The sequence below is a fragment of the Thermogutta terrifontis genome (genome assembly GCF_002277955.1).
Classification (GTDB): domain Bacteria; phylum Planctomycetota; class Planctomycetia; order Pirellulales; family Thermoguttaceae; genus Thermogutta; species Thermogutta terrifontis.
This window is the reverse complement of sequence record NZ_CP018477.1, coordinates 822,834-839,032: the sequence shown is the minus strand read 5'-3', so window position 1 is coordinate 839,032 and position 16,199 is coordinate 822,834. Positions and strand designations below refer to the sequence as shown.

Here is a 16,199-nt window from a genome sequence, read left to right as displayed (position 1 = left end):
CCGAAAGTGGCACCGAATTGATTCAAACGTGCCGTTAATATGCCACACCGTCGGTGAGATTGTCAATCGCCACCCGCGATCAAATCGCCTGCATTCGCGCTTATCACACAAGCGCAAGGGCGAATCGCCCGTTGATTCGCGGAAAAAGCTCACACGGGGCACAAATCACTGAGTCTGCCATTCTCCGGTGTTTGCGTCAAAGATTTTTTCGTCGGCCCCTTCTCCTTTCATCACAAGCGAAAACACTTGTATCCCGAGGACGCGCCGGTCGGTTGATTGTTTGCTCAATTCGGCAGGCACCCAACCGGGCGAGCGAATTTGGAGCGTGAGTTTTTCAGTTTCTTGGGGAGGAATACGCACTCTGTTTTCCCCGGACTTTAATACCCCAAGCACGTGATCGCCAAGATGCAGCGTTATTTCTTTACCTTCCAGGGCTTTTGGAATACTCACCTCCAGAAGCACCTCATAAGCCCGCCCAGGCTCGATGGGCAGCACCAACTGCGATTTGGATGTGCTCCAGCGGAAGGTTCGCTCGCTTTTTTCCGGACCATACCAATTGAGCAAATACCGCGAATCCCCTGGTTGGCCCAAATCCAACCGGTAATGAAGCCGTGCTTCCGGCGTCCACTGGATGGGATCCTCCGCATTGAGGCCCATCTGCACCTTGCTTCCCGCTTCGTTATTCACCCGCAAGCCGCCCGGCGCCTGGTTGGCCGTCACGATGACCGATCGGACACCGCTGTGGATATGGATGTGCTGGGCCGTATCGCGATCGAATGTGCATCCCTGAATGGTGGCGAACCCGGCCTGGATCTCGACCGCGGGCGACCCCTGATTCGCGACATCCCACTCACAAAAATGGCACGCGGAGAGCGTTAGCTGGGCATGTGGACTTCGCATCACCACACACCGATCAATGGGCCCCCAAAATGAACAGTTAACCAGACTGACCTTCCCCTGCACCTGCGGACCGACGTCGAGGGTGACCGAATCCTGGCTGCTCCATCGACCAACGAATTCTCCATTCGTGATGAGCAACCCCGGTGGCTGAGCCTGTTCCACCACCACCGCTCGCTGACAGGAATCGGCCCCGATCCCCAGAAAGTTCCCGTTGGCGCTCCCATGGGCTGACTGAGAAAACCTATAACCAATCCCGTATCCAAAACAGAAGGTGTTGATCACATAATGCCAGTCCGTGCGGGCAAACTCGAAGGCCACTCCGTTCAGGTTGATCCACTGACAGTATGGGTCGTCCGGCCGATAGCTCACCCCGAACGGCCAGAAATGCACGTTCTCGATTCGACCAATGTCGTAACATTCATCGACGTAAATTCCCCGCTTGATGGGGTACCCCGTGACGTTACGCACAAGATGCCGGTGCGCCCGAATCAGCCGAATTCCCTCGTAAGGATTGACCAGAAGACAGTTTTGGATGGAAACGTTCTCGGTGTTAGTGGAGGCAATGCAGGGAGGATACGGCACCGGGGGCACGTCCTTTGGGTTCCATTCCGGGTAAACGATGGCAAGGCCGGCCACCGTCGCGTGACTGCCCCCTAGTCGCAAAAAGGGCTCACCTTGTTCGTTTCCTCTCCCCTCGTATGCGAGGAGCACTGTTCCTGCCGGTGTGAGCTGACCCCATCGCGCCGTGGTGGGAGCCGTCTGGAAAACCCCCTGGAGGGTCACGTTGGCAGGGATGACGAGATGTCCCTGGACGCGATAGACCCCGGCAGGAAGTTCCACAATGCCGCCCCCCATCTTGCCCGCCCGGTCCAGGGCCTTTTGGAGGGCCTCCGTGCAGTCAGTCTTGCCGTCCGGCACCACTCCCGCTTCGCAGGCATTGATTCGAAAAACCGGCACGTTGGCCGGTTCTTGCGAAGGAATCGGCAGCGCGGCCTCCTCTGTCCAGGTGGAGCCCGTCGCCGCCACCATCCAGAGCCAAGCAAGCCAGACGGACAAATGACCCGGCGATCTCCAAAGAGTTCTGCCAGTAGATGCGTTCATTACCAAGGACATGGCCATCTCCCGCGCGAAAGAATCCAGTTTAGTGAAACGCCTTCCAAGCGGAGAAAGCTTCCATGATACACCAGCGCGCCCAGGCCGTGAGAGGCGCGGAACAGTCCGCATGCGGAGGGACATGCTTGTCACGTCCGTTTGCCAACAACCCACGGTAGGGGCGATTCATGAATCTCCCCACGGGACCATGTGGCCCCGTCCTCTGTAGTGTGACAGTAATCCGGAATCCCCGCCGGAATCTGGCCGGTTTGCCCGTGCTGCTGGCAGCGGACCGACCAGCATCGTTTGCGCCGCAGGCACAACTCCGCCTGCCGTGCCGACTTTGATAGCGGGTGGACTTCAGAAAGTGGAAATAATTCCCGGAAAGTGGTAAGTTAAATAGCGGTGGAGGAGAGTGTCAAATTTTGCCCAATACTTTGGGCCAGCAGATGAGCGGACTCGCGTAAGGAAGGGTTGATGTCCGGGAAAACCGGTGAGTGACGTGGGCCCGGTACGATTGTGAAACGACGGAAAGGTTGGGCACTTATGCCAGCGGGATGAAAACCTCGGGTAGCGAGACTTCCGATGACGGTCGAGCAATTCCTCGATCTGGTGAAACGCAGTCAACTGGTCGAGACCGACCAGTTACAGAAGGTGGTCAAGCAGTGGCTGCCACCTGAGGGAAGCTCTTCGCTGACCGCCGAGGAACTGGCGGGCAAGCTGGTCGAGGCTGGCCTTCTTACCCGGTGGCAGGCCGGAAAACTCCTCGAAGGTCGCTACAAAGGTTTTTTCCTGGGCAAGTACAAATTGCTTGATCACCTGGGCAGCGGGGGGATGAGCAGCGTGTATCTTGCTGAACACGTGCTCATGCAGCGCCGGGTGGCGATCAAGGTTCTGCCCAAACACCGGGTCAACGACGCTTCCTATCTCGCGCGATTTCACCGTGAGGCAAAGGCGGCGGCCGCTCTCGACCATCCCAACATCGTCCGCGCCTACGACGTGGACAGCGACGGTACGAATCACTACCTGGTGATGGAGTACGTGGAGGGCCAGGACCTCCAGCGGATGGTCAGAGAAAAGGGCCCCCTGCCCCCTCACATGGCGGCCGAATATATCCGCCAGGCAGCGGAAGGCCTCCATCACGCCCATCAGGCGGGCCTCATCCATCGCGACATCAAACCTGCGAACCTTCTTGTGGACAAAAAGGGGGTGGTCAAGTTACTGGACCTAGGTTTGGCGCGTTTTTCGGACGACGACCGCGCATCACTCACCCTCGCCTACGATGAGAACGTGCTGGGGACAGCCGACTATCTCGCCCCGGAACAGGCCATCGACAGCCATCGGGTGGACCTTCGGGCGGACATTTACAGTTTGGGGTGCACGCTCTATTTCCTTCTGACAGGACATCCCCCTTTCCCCGAGGGAACGCTGGCCCAGCGCGTCATGAAGCATCAGCGGGAAATGCCGCCCGACATCCGCAACGAACGCCCGGATGTGCCCGACGATCTTGTGGCCATTTGCATGAAGATGATGGCCAAGAAGCCCTCGGCCCGGTATCAATCGGCAGCCCAGGTAGCCGACGCGTTGCGGCTGTGGCTGATCAATCACGGCTATCAGATTGCCGATGAGAACACGCTCCGCCGCAGTGCACCAGCAGCGCCAACGGCGGCACCCGGCGCCGTTCCAACGCCAGGGACAAAGTTGCTGTCCGCCAAACCGATCAGCGAACCAACCAGCGGCAAGCCGACGCCTTTGCCGGTCGCGCAGGCCCTTCAGCAAACGCCTGCCGTTGCACCGCTCCCCAAGGCTAGACCGCTGGAAGAATCCGCCACCACACCCACGCTGCCGGTGGCCAAACCCATTGTGGAAACGCTGCCTATTCCGGAGGAACTTACCCGCGAGCCCAACGATACGGCGAATACCAACCAGGAAAGCGCCCTTCCTGGAGAACCGGAATCGGGGGCCGCGATAACGTTGCCTTTAGACGTCAAGGAAGATCCTCTGCTGGCAATAGTCCGCCGCGACAGGCCGCGTCGCGCCCCACCCATGCCGGCGTGGATCTGGCTTGTGATCATCGGCGGCGTGCTCGTCGCTGCAGCGCTGGCCGCGATTCAGTTTCTCCGATAATACCGGCCTGATCAGTCCGCGACCCCCTTGGCCGACCCAGACGTCTCACAAAAAAGACAACACTCGCTGCGTGCCGAACAGCGAGTGCGAGCGGGAACGATGTCAGGTGTTTCCGGGAAACGCTGGAGTCAGCAAACGATCAGAAGCGGATCTCCGCTCGTCCCACCAAACCATCGAACACCACTGTGTCGTCCATGTCACTGAAGTTGTTGCTCTGCACACCTCGGATGAAGGTGTCAGCATCCACTGCGTTGAACCAGGCGCTCACCATGTAGCCGACGGTGAACATCACGCAGCCGTTGTCGCTGACCCAGCCGCTGCCCAATTCGAGATCGAGGATTGGCACCACCCGGGAACCACGCCAGTTGGTATCCACTTCCACACTGGTGAAGGACTGTCCCTGGAAATACCGGGCACGGAAGTCTCCCGCCACAAAGCTGGCGGCGCTGCGACCATACACCATCAGATTGCAGTTCTGGAAGTGACGTTCGCCTTCCAATCCAAGCCGGATACCACCGCCATAAAACCGGATGTCGGTGAGCACATTTTCCACACCGTTGTTAAAGAACGTGGACGAAAAATCCTGTTCCAGTTGAGCGTAGCGACCGCCGACCAGCCAGTTCCACGAACCATAGCAATTGCTGCGGAAGATGTGGCGGTAGTCGGCATCGATCAACTGGAAGTCCACGTCGTTGCTGGCGATACCGCGGAGGTAGTCGGCAGCCGCCGTCAGGGTGCCCGGATGAGCCACCAGGGACCGCAGGACAAGGGGGGCGTCTGTGCTGAGCGAATCGTTGGAGTGACTTTCAAAGAACGTGTAGCTGACGCCGGCACTGGAACATTCGTCCACCACTCGGCCGACACCAACACGAAAACCGGAGTCGAAGTCGATATCGGCGTTGGCAATTCGGCCGACCTGAATGGGAACATCTCCCTGCTGAATGGCCCCGTTAATGGCAACAGCCCAGGGCACATCCACGTCGGAGGGACGAAGATAAAGATATTCACCCCAGACCTGCCAGACCGGCAGGCGGCCGGTCGGACACGCTTCCGTCGGGCCGGTAGAAGGCGACTCCGGAACCGGAGTGAGCGTCTGGGGAGCCGGACCACCCTGTTCGAAATATCCCACTGGAACACCACCTCCCCAGGCGTTGGGGTACATTCCGGAGGGTGCCCATTGCGCCATCGCCGTCCCGGTAACAAAACAACCGGCCGCTAGAACCGCCAAAAACGTCCTTGTTTTCATAGCGTCCCCCGTAAACTGGAAAGAGCATCCAGGATTTCAAAAGCGCATCCGTGCTTCAAACGGGCAGCATTTCCGCTCGTATCGAGAATATCGCTTTTTCGCGGGCTGTCCGGAAAGAAAAACAGCACGACAAGAAAAGTTTGCGCAGCTATCGCAGATTAACAAAGAATCCCCGCTGTTTTTCAACGGCGGGGCGTCTGCTTCACTTTCTCAGCCAAGAGGCAGCCGGTGATCGTTCAAAGCGAGAGAAGCAGTTCTTTTAATCTCTGCCGCGTGTGCAGAAGCTGCTCCGCCGGTTGAGGCCATTGCTCCATGATGATTAGCCCATCATACCCCCGTTCCTTGAGAATCCGGAACATCGCGCGAACGCCTGTGTCGTCCATCCCGGCAGGCCCCGTGAAAAGCGGCAGGTGGCTATCGCCGTCCCCCCAGTTCTCGTGGACGTGTAGATGCACGATGGGCACGTCGGACGACAACTTTTCCAGAAAGCCAACATAATTGTTCCGCGTCGCCGAGCAGAGATTGGCGTGTCCCATGTCAAAGCACAGTCCCACCTGACCGGGAACATACCACTCTTTTTCGCGAAGAAACGCGAACAGATCGTTGAATTCTTCCGGCCCCACGAAGACCGTATTTTCAACGCTGATTTTGATCTGAGCAGGGGCCGCCGCTTCCACAATGGGGCGCAGCGCCTCGGCGAAGCCTTGCACACCCTGCGTCCCGTGGAAGTAGATGTTCACGAGCTTCGCGCCAATGTCGTTGGCAAACTGGATGCTGCGGAGGACATCCTCCCGACCCTCTGGTGTGGTGATGTCCGCCTGGCACCGGGCGTGGACGCTGTAGGCGATGTGCTTCTCTTCGCCCGTCTGACGAATCTGTCGCCGGTCGTACTCGTCCGCGTCTTCCTGACACCAGCCCCAGCCGTGCCGCTTGTCGTTGAACCATTCGAAGGCGTCAAAACCGTGTTCCACGGCAAAACGATAGGGATCCGTGGGATCACTTGCACTGAACGCCGTCTGGTTCCCGATCCGCAAAAACGGCCAGGCCATAGGTTGTGCCCTCCCGCTGCTGAAGCCCATCATAGTCCCCCATCAGTATAGATGCGCGTCCCGACAAAAAGCAACAATGCGGGGCCCCGACACATCTATGTTTTTCCTCTACCGATGGCGCCGGGACGGCCACACGGATTCGCGGGGGAGCGCCCTTCAAAACCTGCTTGTCAGGTCCATATTCCAACTGTGGAGAGTTCCGCCCAATTTCTTTGACGAATCGCCCACCCCAATGTCTTGGATATCATTTTCGGAGCATAAGACACAGCGGCCGTAGGGGCCATTCATGAATTGCCCTTCACAGGGCACATCTGACATCTTGTAGACCGCTCCAAAAACCGCAACGCGTCAGCGCAGAAAACTGCCCGCTCGTCACGTGCGGCGGAAGTAGCGATCGAGCTCCTCGCGCGAAAAGACCAGCATTGTCGGGCGACCGTGCGGACAGTGATGGGAATGGAGCACCTGGCGGCTTTGCTCGAGGAGTGCCTGCACCTGCTCCGGGGCCAGCCGTTCTCCCGCCTTGATTGCCGCTTTGCACGCCAGGCTGTGAAGAATGCTGTCCAGCAAGGTTGCGCGGTCCGGTTGGCCTCTTCCCTCGGCGAGTGCGGCCAGTACCGAGCGAAGCAAATCCCCGGCCGACATGTGCCGCAGCATGGCCGGATAACTGTGCACGAGCACCGTGCTCCCGCCGAAAGGCTCAATCGAAAGTCCCAACTCGGCGAGAAGCTCCCTGTTTTCCAGGGCCAGGGCCGCCTCCACGGGCGAGAGGTCCACAGGTTCGGGGATGAGAAGCTGCTGGGTGGTGAGCTGTCCCTCCTGGAGGCTCTGCCGAAGCTGCTCGTAAAGAATCCGTTCATGCAGCGCGTGCTGGTCGATGACCACCAGGCCCTCGTCGCTTTCTGTAATCAAATAACGATTGTGAATTTGAAGCACCTTGGGTGCGAAATCGCTGCCGAGCCCCAGGTCCGGATGCCCGCCCCGCTGCGGCTTTTGCCCCAACGCTTCAGCAGTCTGAATGGATTCCGCGATTCGCGAACCGGCAGAACGGTACCCCGCCGTGGCTGTGGCGAGTCCTGCATCATCTTCGGCTCCACGCTCCCCACAGGCACCAAACTCTCTCAAGCCGACGCCATGTCGTGCTGTTTCATCGGGGTGGGGCGCGAGTGGCTCTCGCCTCACCGTATTCTGCGACACTTCTGCAGTTGATGTGACTTCTCCCGCCAGTCTCTGCTGAAGTTCCCCCTTGGCCCATTCCACGATCTGTCGGCGCATGGCCCGAACCTTTTCCGGATCGTGAGCTGACCGCCAGGAATCACCGCCCTGAGCCGGTATGGGCGCGGAAATGCGGGTGCTGAGGTCGCTGCTAAGGAATTCCCTTCGCAGCGTGCTGAGAAGCTGGCTGTAAAGTCTCCCGCTGTCCAGAAAACGCACCTCTTGCTTGGTGGGATGGACGTTCACGTCCACCATTTCCGGCGGCATTTCCAGCACCAGAAAAGCGACCGGCTGGCGTCCCACGGTCAAAAGGCCCCGGTAGGCCTCATTGAGGGCGTGCTGAAGATTGCGATCGCGGATCGCTCGACCGTTCAAAAACAAAAATTGCATTTTTGCATTCGGCCGACTGAATGCCGGATGGGCCACGTACCCGTACAAGCGCACCGCCCCATCTTCACTGGACACCGGAATGAGGGCGTCGGCCAGCTCCTGCCCGTAAAGGGCGGCTATGCGTTCCAGAAGATCGCCGGCTGCCGGCAACTGGAGCACCGGCCGATCATTGTGCGTGAGCGTGAAATGCACCCGGAAATGGGCCAGCGCCAGCTTCGCCACAGTCTCCGAAATATGCCCCAGTTCCGTGGTGGTGGAACGAAGGAATTTTCGCCGCACAGGAGTATTGAAGAACAACTGGCGGACCTCGACGACCGTTCCCACGGGACACCCGCACGGCGCAATGGACCGCACCAGGCCGCCTTCCACGTAGATTTCGCCGCCCGAGTCTGAATCCGGAGTACGACTGCGAAGACGAAGATGGCTGACCTCGGCGATGGACGCGAGCGCTTCTCCACGAAACCCCAGCGTCCGCACGTGGAAGAGGCCTTCCGCATCACTGATCTTGCTTGTCGCGTGACTGGCGACGGCCAGTTCCAGGTCTTCAAAGGCGATGCCACAACCATTGTCGGCCACGCGGATGAACTCAATCCCACCCTTGGCGACCGAAACATCAATCCGCGTTGCGCCGGCGTCCAGAGAGTTTTCGACAAGTTCCTTCACGACACTGGCGGGGCGTTCGATGACCTCGCCAGCCGCGATTTTATTGATCACGCTCTGGGGAAGACGGCGAATCTTCGCCATCCGAACCTCCGTTGGCTGGTTCCCGCGCCCCTGAATCTTCCATTCAGTTTCCTTCAACAGCACCCGACAACAACAATTGTTGGGGCGATCGGCAGAGGAGGAAAGAGTCACGATAACCCATATTCCTTGATCTTGCGATAGAGCGTCCGCTCACCGATGCCGAGTAGCCGCGCAGCCTCTTCGCGATTTCCCCCTGTGGCGCGCAGCGTCTCGGCGATGAACATCTTCTCGATTTCTTCCAACGGCTTTCCCACCAGCGCCGCCAACGACACATTGTTGGCGTCCGTGCGACGGGCGTCGCCGTCCGCGAATTGCTCGGGCAGATCATCCACGTCGAGGATGCCGTCGTAATCCACAACGGTCATACTTTCGATAACGTTGCGCAATTCCCGGACATTTCCCGGCCACGAATACATTTGCAAACGGCGTCGGGCAGCGGGCGTCATCCCCTTGATGTGCTTGTTATGCTTCTTGGCGAACATTTTCATGAAGTGGTCGATCAGGATGGGGATGTCCTCCGCCCGCTCTGCCAGACTCGGCAGTCGGATGCTCACCACATTGAGACGGTGGTAAAGATCGCGGCGGAAGCGTCCCTCCTCCACCAGCGCCTCCAGGTTTTGATTGGTGGCCGAAAGCACCCGAACATTCACCTTGATGGGATCGTTGGAGCCCACTCGGGTGATTTCCCCGTTTTCCAGAACACGCAGCAATTTGATCTGAGTGGCCATGGGCATATCGCCCACCTCGTCCAGGAACAGCGTGCCGCCGTGGGCATACTCGAATTTTCCCACCCGATCCGCACAGGCATCCGTAAATGCTCCCTTGACGTGACCAAACAGCTCACTTTCCAAAATATTTTCACTCAGTGCTGCACAATTGAGGGCCACGAACGGCTTGTTCTTTCGCGGGCTGTTCTGATGGATGGCCTGAGCGATGAGTTCCTTGCCCGTTCCCGTTTCTCCGAGAATGAGTACCGTGGCGTTTGTGGGGGCGATCCGTTTGACTTTTTCCAGAACAGCGCGCATTTGCGGGCTGTTGCCCACAATACCCTGGAATCCAAACGTTTCGTCCAGCCGGCGATGGAGTTCCACATTGGTCCGCCGGAGCTGAACACTTTCCACCGCCTTTTCGGTCACCGCCCGCAGTTGCGCCAGATCCAGCGGCTTGAGCAAATAGTTGAAGGCCCCCTCCCGCATGGCGGTGACGGCAGACTGGATCGTTCCATGACCGGTGACGAGGATGACCTCCGCTTCAGGTTGTTCCTGCTTCGCCAGCCGGAGGATATCCAAACCGTCAATTTCGTTCATCACAAGGTCCGTGATGATGACATCGAACTCCTCCTCCCGGATGAGCTTTGCACCCTCCGGTCCTGAAGTGGCCACCCGACACCGGTACCCTTCCCGCTCCAGGGCCTCTGCCATGACCTCCGCATGACCGGGGTCATTATCGATAATGAGGATTCGCGCGGTCGGGCGGTCCTTGGCTTCAACCGCCGCTGACCTGCTTTTCTGTTCTGGGGGACTCACTCGCTCGCTCATCACTCGCTACTGTCTCTCCTGGCAATTGTCGGGGGATGGGAAGCTTGATGGTCATTTGCGTGCCGCGGCCAATTTCACTCTGGGCCGTGATACATCCGCCATGGGCTTCGATGATACGACGGGCCGTGGGCAGTCCCAAACCGGTGCCCCCGCGCTTCGTCGTAAAAAATGCGTCGAAGGCATGGGCCAGTGTCTCGGGGTCCATCCCGCAGCCGTTGTCGATCAAATCGATAACCACACCCTCGGGGGATGGGACCGTGCGGACAACCAGCTCACCCCCCTTGGGCATCGCCTGCAATGCGTTGATCAACAAATTCTGAAGCGCCGTCTGAAAGGCTGCACGATCCAGCAACACCGTCGGCAAATTGCTGGCCAGAAAATCCATGATGCGAATGTTTGCCTCGCGGGCCTGCGCCGCAAAAAATTGCAGGGCCCGCCGAATCTCTTCATTCAAATTGGCCGGTTCCAGATTCAGCCGATCCGCCCGCGTGAATTTCAGAAAATCGTCCAAAATGGTTTGCAATCGTTCACATTCCCGCTGGACGATCTGGATGCGGTTGAGTGCACGCCGTTCCCGCGGGTTGTCCGAATTGGCAAAATCCTCGGCCAATAGCTCGAGATTGAGTCGGATGGTCGAAAGGGGATTCTTAATTTCGTGGGCGAGGGCACCGGCCAGGCGCGCAAGCTCCGTGTACTGGTCGATCAGCCGCTGAGACACGTCATCTCGCACACGGGAGGAATTGCCGTCCATTGTGCCCTTCCGTCGAATGAGAAGCTTGCTGCTGCCGGAGCCCGTCGCTCTTGCCTGCTGGCGACCATCCTGATTACCCGGGAACGAATGACTCGCCGTTCCCTGTCATCATACAGGATGCACCGAGCCGGTACAAATGGGCGGGAAGCGGAGTGGGATACTATGCAGATCCCCTCGGAGGGGCACGCTTGTCGTGCCCGGCGAGGAGCGATGGGTCATCAATTGGTGTTGATCGGACCTGACAAGCAGGTCCCTCCGGGATTTCTTCGGAGGGACACGCTTGTCGTGCCCGTGGAAAGGGAATGGCTGATCCAGCGTCGGAAAGCGGACGTGACAAGCACGTCCCTCCGGCGTTGTAGGGGCAATTCGTGAATTGCCCCTACCAGGACGAACGTTCTCCACGGCCTCCCATGAAACTTCGGAGGGGCACGCTTGTCGCGTGCGGCAAGGAGCAATGGGTCATCAATTGGTGTTGATCGGACCTGACAAGCAGGTCCCTCCGGGATTTCTTCGGAGGGGCACACTTGTCGTGCCCGTGGAAAGGGAATGGATGATCCAGCGTCGAAAAGCGCACGTGACAAGCACGTCCCTCCGGGAGAGGTCCCGCCGGGCTGAAACTGACCCCTCTTAAGACCCTGCCGAACTTCATGAACCTTTACCGCGGCGGAGACAAAGTTGGGATGACTCAGCCCGTGCGGCCAGACAACAACCTCTCCACGGCGTTTGCTGCATCGTGTGGGAAGCAGAAACCGCTGGCCCTATGTGCGCCGTCGATGACTGGGCGGTTGTCGCCGTTGCGGCGGCTGGTGAGGGGGAGAGGTGGCACCTGTTGACGAGCCACCGCCTTCTGCCTCTTTCTGCTTTTGGGCAAGTTCGCGGAGTGCGCTCTTCCGACTGAGCTTCACCCGATCCTGATCATCAATAGCGATCACCTTGACGGGAACCGTGTCACCCACCTTGCAGATGTCGGATACGTTCGCCACATATTCGTCGGCCAGCTCGCTGATATGGCACAGGCCGTCCTTGCCGGGCAGGATCTCCACGAACGCGCCGAAGTCCTTAATGCTGGTGACCCGGCCATCGTAGATTTTCCCCACTTCAATGGTCGCCGTGACGGCCTCCACCTGTTTCAGCGCGGCCTGGGCGTCTTCCAGACTGTACGCCGCGATGGTGACGGTCCCATCGTCCTCTACCTCGATGGTGGAATTGGTCTTCTCCTGAATGCTACGGATTGTTTTTCCACCCGGCCCGATCAACATGCCGATCTTGTCGGGATCGATCTTGGTCCGCAGCAACCGCGGCGCGAAGACCGAGATATCGTCCCGTGGCCGCGAGATTACGGACAGCATCTTGCGAAGGATCTCGATGCGTGCTTCCCGGGCCTGCTCCAGGGTCGCGCGGATGATCGCTTCATGAATCGAGCGAACCTTCAAATCGAGCTGGATGCCGGTGACACCGTTCTGGGTCCCCGCGACCTTGAAATCCATGTCACCGAAGTGGTCTTCATCCCCGATGATATCGGTGAGCAGAAGCCAGTTGTCGTCCGACTCTTTGATCAGCCCGATCGAAATGCCCGCCACCGGATTGCGAATGGGAACTCCCGCCGCCATCAATCCCAGCGTGGCCCCGCACACCGTGGCCATGGAGCTGGAACCGTTGGATTCCAGAATGTCCGAAATGATTCGGATCGTGTAAGGGAACACCTCCGGGTCGGGCAGGACCGGTTCCACGCTCCGCTCGGCGAGATTGCCGTGTCCGATTTCTCTCCGACTTGGTCCACGAATCGGCCGGCATTCACCCACCGAAAACGGCGGGAAGTAGTAGTCCAGCATGAATTTCTTGCCGTATTCCTCCATGATGCCGTCCACGAGTTGCTGGTCCCGGGTGGTGCCCAGCGTGACGGTGATCATGGCCTGCGTTTCACCGCGCTGGAACAGGGCGGAACCATGCACCCGCGGCAGGACATCGACTTTACACGTGATCGGACGGAGTTCCTTGACGCCGCGTCCATCCGGCCGCTTGCCGCTGAGAATCAGATCGCGGACCACTCGCCGTTCCAGTTCGTGCCAGGCCCTTTCAAACTCGACGATGGGCGGCGCTCCCTCCGCCGTTGGATCGGGAATCATTTCCATGAGCGCCTTTTGTTTGAGCTGCTCAACGGCCTGGGCACGGTCCAGTTTTCCGGGCACCTGTTTGGCTTGCTTAAATTCCTCGTAATAGCGCTCCTTGAGTTGGTCGTACAACGGGCTGGGCGGTAGCGGCTCAAACGGATTCTTGACCGGTTGGACCTGGGCAATCAGCTCTTTCTGTAGATCGATGACCTGCTTGACGTACTCGTAGGCCGCCATGATGGCGTCGCCCATCACATCTTCCGGCACTTCCTTGGCAAAGCCTTCAATCATCACGATGCCTTCGTCGGTGCCGGAGACGACCAGGTCCAGCTCGCTCTTGTCGAGCATTTCCTGCGTGGGGAAGGGCACAATCTGGCCCTCGATGAGTCCTACCCGCACCGAACCCACCGGTCCCAAAAACGGAATCGGTGATATGGCGAGCGCAGCCGCCGAACCGATCATCGCCAGAACGTCTGGGTCATTCTGGCGGTCGGCCGCCATGACCATCGCCTGAACCTGGACCTCGTCCATGAAGCCTTCCGGAAAGAGGGGACGGATGGGCCGGTCGATCAACCGTGAGATGAGCACTTCACGGGGCGTGGGGCGACCTTCCCTCTTCAGAAATCCCCCAGGGAACTTCCCTGCCGCCGCGTACCGTTCCCGATAGTCGCAACTGAGCGGAAAGAAGTCGATTCCCTCGCGCGGCGGGCCGGTGGTCACCGCACACAGAACCACCGTGTCACCATATCCTGTCAGACAGCAGCCCGCAGCCTGTCTCCCCAGTTCCCCCGTTTCAATCCATAACGTTTGAGCCCCAATACGGCGTTCAACTCGGACTTTCAATGTTGTCACCTTTCCAACCAGGTCGCTTCTGAGAGGCCGCCATACCGCCTGTCGAGAAGCCCAAGCGGCATCCGTCGCCGAAATGCCGAGGAATCACAAGCCGGGTGCTGCTCGCGGGGAAAATCACTTGCGGAGCTGGAGCCGCTGAATAATCGCGAAGTAGCGATCCGGAGCCGTCCGCTTGAGATAATCCAAAAGCTTCCGCCGCCGACTGACCATCATGAGCATGCCACGTCGGCTGGCGAAGTCTTTGCGATGGACCTTCAAATGCTCGGTGAGAGCCTTGATCCGCGTGGTCAGAATCGCGATTTGAACTTCGGGCGAACCCGTGTCTGCCTCACTGGTCCGGAATTGCTCAATCAGCTCGCGCTTTTGTTCTTTGGTAATGGACATCTCAGCTCCGCACGTTCCGCAAATTTCCCGTCAACCGAGCACCCGCCGGAAATCCCGCAAAGGCGGTATTCGACCTCCAGTCTGACAAAAACCAAACCTTTCTTTTCCCATCCACCAAATCTCTCACCACTCAGTGTACCGCCCGGCCGTAACCCTGAAAAGGGAGCCACCGACTCGGGTGCCCCCGGGCCTCGAACCCCGGCCTGACCGGCACGCCTCCAGCCACGGTCACCACCATTAATAAGAGTTATTGCCTGCGTGAGATCCTGATCCATGCCCATGTTGCGACCGCCCACAGCTCCAGGCTTGTGGCTGCAATTCATACATTGGCCCCAACCAATGTGTCCCGTGTGTCGCCTGTTTTACCGGTAGAGGCAATTCATGAATTGACCCCACCAAATTACGCTCACCCGCAGACGGCAATCGCCGCTACAGGCCCAGCCGCGGGGCCAGATCGTCTTGCCCTGGCACCCCAAAACGGGCTAAACTGCCCAGCAGTTTGAGAATCTCCAGGCCAAGTTCGCCCAGCGACAATCGAACCACACGCTGGCCACGAGAGCTGACCCCCTATTGTTAGGCGTATGATAAGGCTATTTAGAGGGGAACTCAATGGCTTGCAGCAGGAAGTTTTTGACGGGCTGAGTTCATGAAAAGCCGCGGTTGGTATCTCTGGCTAGTTCCCGGTTTGGCCCCCCTTCTGGTGCGGCCCACCTGGTCGGCCTGGATAGGGAGCGTCTTGCTTTCCGCCATTTTCCAGGTGGCTTTGGCCACCACTTTGCTTTGGCCGGAACTCGTTAGTGCAGAGATCAAAAACTTCCTCTGGCTGGCGTTCTGTGCGGGGTGGATCACAGGCGTTGTGCTGTCCTGGCGATTCGTTCGCACGGAAGAGCAGCGCGCCACCCAGCGCGAGTTGGACGACACGTACCCCCAGGCGCTGCACGCGTATCTTCGGGGTGATCGGGCGCTGGCTGAGTCGCTGCTCCGCAATCGGCTGCGGCGGGATCCGCAGGACGTCGAAGCCGCCCTTCTCCTGGCTTCGGTGTGGCGACGCCAGGGCCGTTTGCCTGCCGCTCGGTCACTTCTTTCCAAATTGCGGAAGGTGGAACGCGCGGCGCCCTGGCTTTTCGAAATCGACCGAGAACTGGAGATCCTGGAGCAGCTATCGACGGCCGAGAAGGAGGCACACCGGGCAAGCACCGAAACCAAGGAAAACCCGACATCACAGCCCAAAAGTACCGCGGACGTTGAGGCGGCCGTGTCCTGGTCGCCGACTGCCAAAGCGGCATGACACAGTAGAACAACACGTCGGCCAAGCGGAATCTGTGAACTTCGGGTCGAAAGGACGTGTCGAAACAGAACCGAACCAGCAAGCGCACAGATCCATCGCGATGCTAAAGGCAGAGAAGGACGGCCAAATCCTTCGCCCGGTGAGGACCGAAAACCAAATCGCACGTATAATTCCATTGGGGGATGGTTAGAAAGACCGGAAACTGCATTAGCGTGATGCAAAAACGACAACACCAACCGCCAACTTGGCAGTTCGCGAAAATGGCCCGATGGGGTAAACTTTTATTGGCGTTCAGTCGTTTGTGCCCCGCCGGGCTATTTTTTAATGGCGGGACTGGCGTGGCAGGATTTTTGGGGGGGACGCAGCTGGAAACGGCTCACGCGAGAGGGAAAGTCTTCGCTGACAGACGAAGCCATTTGAAAGCAGGAAAAAATGTTGCAGATTTTTTGGCCGGAACGAGAGTTGCAGTGCTATGGTGCTGGACGCCCTTTCGTCCGGCCAGAAGCTGTCGTCGG

The 16,199-nt window shown here is 58.8% G+C and carries 10 protein-coding genes; 2 read left to right on the top strand and 8 right to left on the bottom strand.

Annotated elements, in window-relative coordinates; translation table 11 throughout:
• Positions 1 to 165: 165 nt before the first annotated feature.
• Positions 166 to 1,956 (bottom strand): glycosyl hydrolase family 28-related protein, encoded by a 1,791-nt coding sequence (locus tag THTE_RS03050; protein WP_157731664.1) that lies wholly within the window; start codon positions 1,954 to 1,956, stop codon positions 166 to 168.
• Between the two features lie 621 nt (positions 1,957 to 2,577).
• Between THTE_RS03050 and THTE_RS03045 the strand changes: the two genes are divergently transcribed.
• Positions 2,578 to 4,119 carry a serine/threonine protein kinase gene (locus tag THTE_RS03045; protein ID WP_095414055.1) on the top strand — a complete coding sequence of 514 codons (1,542 nt, stop codon included), beginning with the start codon at positions 2,578 to 2,580 and terminating at the stop codon, positions 4,117 to 4,119.
• Between the two features lie 139 nt (positions 4,120 to 4,258).
• Here the strand turns inward: THTE_RS03045 and THTE_RS03040 are convergent, their stop codons facing one another.
• From THTE_RS03040 to rpsO, 7 genes are all read right to left on the bottom strand, one after another.
• Positions 4,259 to 5,365, bottom strand: coding sequence for an Lpg1974 family pore-forming outer membrane protein (locus THTE_RS03040; protein ID WP_095414054.1), 1,107 nt, complete (start codon positions 5,363 to 5,365; stop codon positions 4,259 to 4,261).
• 236 nt (positions 5,366 to 5,601) lie between these two features.
• Entirely contained in the window at positions 5,602 to 6,414 is an 813-nt protein-coding gene (locus tag THTE_RS03035; protein ID WP_157731662.1) for a sugar phosphate isomerase/epimerase family protein, read from the bottom strand.
• Between the two features lie 372 nt (positions 6,415 to 6,786).
• Positions 6,787 to 8,760 carry a DNA mismatch repair endonuclease MutL gene (mutL, locus tag THTE_RS03030; protein WP_095416739.1) on the bottom strand — a complete coding sequence of 658 codons (1,974 nt, stop codon included), beginning with the start codon at positions 8,758 to 8,760 and terminating at the stop codon, positions 6,787 to 6,789.
• A 107-nt stretch (positions 8,761 to 8,867) separates the two neighbouring features.
• Positions 8,868 to 10,298 carry a sigma-54-dependent transcriptional regulator gene (locus THTE_RS03025; RefSeq protein ID WP_095414052.1) on the bottom strand — a complete coding sequence of 477 codons (1,431 nt, stop codon included), beginning with the start codon at positions 10,296 to 10,298 and terminating at the stop codon, positions 8,868 to 8,870.
• The gene (locus THTE_RS03020; protein ID WP_095414051.1) at positions 10,246 to 11,049 is read right to left on the bottom strand and encodes a two-component system sensor histidine kinase NtrB; all 804 of its coding nucleotides are present in this window, start codon (positions 11,047 to 11,049) and stop codon (positions 10,246 to 10,248) included. Before THTE_RS03020 ends, THTE_RS03025 begins: the two co-directional genes overlap by 53 nt.
• 758 nt (positions 11,050 to 11,807) lie before the next feature.
• Complete coding sequence (gene pnp / locus THTE_RS03015) at positions 11,808 to 14,012, bottom strand: polyribonucleotide nucleotidyltransferase (RefSeq protein ID WP_095414050.1); 2,205 nt, start codon at positions 14,010 to 14,012, stop codon at positions 11,808 to 11,810.
• A 114-nt stretch (positions 14,013 to 14,126) separates the two neighbouring features.
• Complete coding sequence (rpsO, locus tag THTE_RS03010) at positions 14,127 to 14,396, bottom strand: 30S ribosomal protein S15 (protein WP_095414049.1); 270 nt, start codon at positions 14,394 to 14,396, stop codon at positions 14,127 to 14,129.
• 646 nt (positions 14,397 to 15,042) lie between these two features.
• Here rpsO and THTE_RS03005 point away from each other — a divergent pair.
• Positions 15,043 to 15,684 (top strand): tetratricopeptide repeat protein, encoded by a 642-nt coding sequence (locus THTE_RS03005; protein ID WP_095414048.1) that lies wholly within the window; start codon positions 15,043 to 15,045, stop codon positions 15,682 to 15,684.
• Positions 15,685 to 16,199: the final 515 nt, after the last annotated feature.

What these genes read in the sequence shown, in the direction of transcription:
- THTE_RS03045 (WP_095414055.1), top strand. Translation starts at nt 2,578, where the DNA reads ATGACGGTCGAGCAATTCCTCGATCTGGTGAAACGCAGTCAACTGGTC.
- THTE_RS03040 (WP_095414054.1), bottom strand. Translation starts at nt 5,365, where the DNA reads ATGAAAACAAGGACGTTTTTGGCGGTTCTAGCGGCCGGTTGTTTTGTT.
- THTE_RS03035 (WP_157731662.1), bottom strand. Translation starts at nt 6,414, where the DNA reads ATGGCCTGGCCGTTTTTGCGGATCGGGAACCAGACGGCGTTCAGTGCA.
- mutL (WP_095416739.1), bottom strand. Translation starts at nt 8,760, where the DNA reads ATGGCGAAGATTCGCCGTCTTCCCCAGAGCGTGATCAATAAAATCGCG.
- THTE_RS03025 (WP_095414052.1), bottom strand. Translation starts at nt 10,298, where the DNA reads ATGAGCGAGCGAGTGAGTCCCCCAGAACAGAAAAGCAGGTCAGCGGCG.
- THTE_RS03020 (WP_095414051.1), bottom strand. Translation starts at nt 11,049, where the DNA reads ATGGACGGCAATTCCTCCCGTGTGCGAGATGACGTGTCTCAGCGGCTG.
- rpsO (WP_095414049.1), bottom strand. Translation starts at nt 14,396, where the DNA reads ATGTCCATTACCAAAGAACAAAAGCGCGAGCTGATTGAGCAATTCCGG.
- THTE_RS03005 (WP_095414048.1), top strand. Translation starts at nt 15,043, where the DNA reads ATGAAAAGCCGCGGTTGGTATCTCTGGCTAGTTCCCGGTTTGGCCCCC.